Genomic DNA, 2,838 nt, shown 5'->3' with positions numbered 1-2,838 from the left:
TCCAACCAGGTGCGTACCACGATGGGTTCGTCGCCCATGCCGATCCATTCGGCGAACTTCGGCCACGGCATCAGGGGCGGGGCGCCGTGCAGCTTTTGCGGGTCAAGACCTTCCGTATCCATAAGCTTTAATCCACTATGTTCGGCATTGTTCATGATCACAGCTCAGTGAAATATGTTCACTGAACAAAAGCATAACCGAGGACTATTCTCAGTGGAATAGTTTCAGTGGAGCTTCGTAAGAACTTTATGGAATCGATTCAGCACCGGGCTAGAGCCTTGATCTCTAAGGCGGGCCTCGACACCTTGATCAAGCACAGCGATATCAGCCTCAATCGCTGGCACAGCGTGCGGTTCAAAAACATACGGATGAGCACGGAGGAGATAGAGGTGCTGGTGGACCTGTATCCGCAATATGCGCTTTGGCTTGCTAGCGGGCAGATCGCCCCAGAGATTGGCCAGACGAGCCCCGACTATGACGAAGCCAACCGAAATTTGAGCCAACCCAGCGCGGGATAGCGATCACACGAAGATAACTAGACGATAGATGCCCACGGAAGCTAGCAGTAAAGGTAAACCGCGCTAAAAGACGATAAACACCACTCGGCGTTAGGGAACTTTTGAAATGGATAATTCTAAGTTAACTCTAAAAAAAGCAAGCACCGCTTTTGGCTATGCTGTCTTAGATGCTCTGGAGAAAGGAAAAGGAAATACGTCCTCTATAGAGCCCACCAAAATTCAAGAAATGCAAACGGCAGTTACAGCCTCTGCTCATATTGATGAGCTTTTGAAAGAGGCACTGCAACATGACGAAGCAGAAAAAGCGAAGCTCGCAAAAAGACGAGCTAAAAACAATCAAAAAAAATCTAAAAAGCCCAAGCTGACAGAGCCGGAAATACTTCGACGTCAAATCTCACTACTAACGAAATCCAACAATGCATTAAAGAAGCAAATTTCATCCTTGCTCAACAATACAGCACCCCAAAATCGCGCGAACTTGCTTGCAAGAGCACTTAGAGAAATCGAAACGCTCGGAGCAAAAAACTCAACACTAGAAAAGGAAAACAAAATCTTAAGAGACATTATTGAAAAGAATATTTTAAAGTCACTAGACCCCAAGAGAGAAGTGGCGTTCTATGGCGGCCAATATTGCGACGCGCAAACATAGCAAGGACACAACAGCCAATTTTCCGCGACCCTAAACATTAGAAATAGTGAACTCAACACCGTAGCCTCGGTTATTAGGCCAAGGATCAGTAGAAACCCTAACCATCTTGGTGTTAACACGTCTCTCCTTTTTCGAGCCCTTAATTATTGCATTCTTGAATCCCTTCCCCATTTCAACCCCGAGCGCTTGCAAATGTAGTAGGGCTGCGAGATCAGATAGAAACTGGTGGGCTTCAGCGGATTTTTCTGGCTCACTGATATCGGCTTTCAGCTTTAGCTGCTTTACCGCCGCGCTGTCACCTTCAATATAATAGGCGATCTCATTTGCCATAAAACCGTCTCCAATTTTTAAATATGGAGAGCTAGCAGACCAGTCGTCTTGATAAAGCTTTTTGTAATGACCCATCTTTAGGCCAGCGCACTCTAAGGCTGGAGCGATTTTGTACGGCGACCACCCTTGATCAAATGGCACTTCCGGCGGATTCTTTTCTTCCGCTGCCAGTCGGCCTATTTCTTTGTGCACATTATCCACATCACTGAAAGTTAAAATAGTTTCTCGGCTAAGTGCATCTGCCCATCGCCTTAAAGAATGAACGTTCAGCTTGTATTTGAAAATCGCGCTTTTTTTAGCGTACGCACGTACTTTTTCGTCTTTGACGGAAAACCGCATACCAACAAAAACGACTTCATAAACCATGTAGACATGAAATAGATAGATTAGAGGCAACAAGAGCATTGACAAGAGGATTGGCACGACAAGATCCAGGAACGTCTGGAACTGTACAAACTCTTGGAAGCTATGAAGTAGACTATATGCCGCATAGGCAATAATCGTCAGACCAACAAACTCAAGAATCTTATTTAGCGCCTTGTATACACGCAAATGCTTTTCATCTCTTTGCGAGATAGCGATCATGCCACCCAAAAGGGCCATAAAAGGAACAAAAACAAGTTCAACAATTATATTGAACGTATAGAACGAGACCAAAAACTGAAGAAGCACGATTATTTTAAGGTTGTCTTTAACTGCATTCTTAAAATAATCAGGATCATCCGCTATCTTGTTAAGACGAAAAAAAGATACTGCCGCCACGCCAAAAAACCAAAAAACAGTATTCTTGACCTGACTTAAGTCCCACATACCCACTTCACTCAACAGCCATACAGATAATAAGGTATGAAAGACGAGGAGTGAGAAAGGAATAATTATTACTGTTTTAGAAAAACCATCTAAAACAGAACTGAAAGCAGAACGAATTTCTTTATTTGAGAAAAGCCACATCGCCAGAATCAACAACCATACAGCAAGCGCTATTTCTCTACTATTAAACAATTCCATCTGTCCTCAAAAAAATATCTCCGATCATATTTTATACGTGCTTTATATATATTCTGGGCGTGAATAATAGCTTTTCAGCGCTTGTTCTTCCTCATAGGGCCTTACGATAGCTGTCGAAAAAGTGTCGAAATCACTGCCGGCCAAAGCGGGGCAATGCCGCCAAGCTAGGTCTGCAAGCCTAGAAAGCCGAACACAGCCGATCACTGCAAGCGAAAAAAACGAGTTCGACTCCCACTGCCTTCCGCCATTGTCCTGCCCCGCCAATTCCGCCTAGCAAGCACATATGCGGCAGTTTGCCGCACCTGAGATATCAAAACGCCATCGCAGACGAAT

3 protein-coding genes are annotated in these 2,838 nt (G+C 44.5%); 2 read left to right on the top strand and 1 reads right to left on the bottom strand.

The genetic code is table 11. The features are described 5' to 3' along the window. Window positions 1-227: 227 nt before the first annotated feature. Both NC238_14160 and NC238_14155 read left to right on the top strand, forming a co-directional pair. Window positions 228-518, top strand: a complete 291-nt coding sequence (locus NC238_14160) for a hypothetical protein (protein MCM1567050.1) — start codon at window positions 228-230, stop codon at window positions 516-518. A gap of 106 nt (window positions 519-624) precedes the next feature. Beyond that, the gene (locus tag NC238_14155; GenBank protein ID MCM1567049.1) at window positions 625-1,167 is read left to right on the top strand and encodes a hypothetical protein; all 543 of its coding nucleotides are present in this window, start codon (window positions 625-627) and stop codon (window positions 1,165-1,167) included. Window positions 1,168-1,197: 30 nt separating this feature from the next. Here the strand turns inward: NC238_14155 and NC238_14150 are convergent, their stop codons facing one another. Continuing rightward, window positions 1,198-2,505, bottom strand: coding sequence for a hypothetical protein (locus NC238_14150; protein MCM1567048.1), 1,308 nt, complete (start codon window positions 2,503-2,505; stop codon window positions 1,198-1,200). Window positions 2,506-2,838: the final 333 nt, after the last annotated feature.

Origin of the sequence: Dehalobacter sp., assembly GCA_023667845.1 — a bacterium.
GTDB lineage: Bacteria > Bacillota > Desulfitobacteriia > Desulfitobacteriales > Syntrophobotulaceae > Dehalobacter.
This window is presented reverse-complemented; position numbering and strand designations above follow the sequence as displayed.

Bases quoted from the DNA above. Each gene is read 5' to 3' on its own strand.
- NC238_14150 (MCM1567048.1), bottom strand. From the start codon at position 2,505: ATGGAATTGTTTAATAGTAGAGAAATAGCGCTTGCTGTATGGTTGTTG.
- NC238_14155 (MCM1567049.1), top strand. From the start codon at position 625: ATGGATAATTCTAAGTTAACTCTAAAAAAAGCAAGCACCGCTTTTGGC.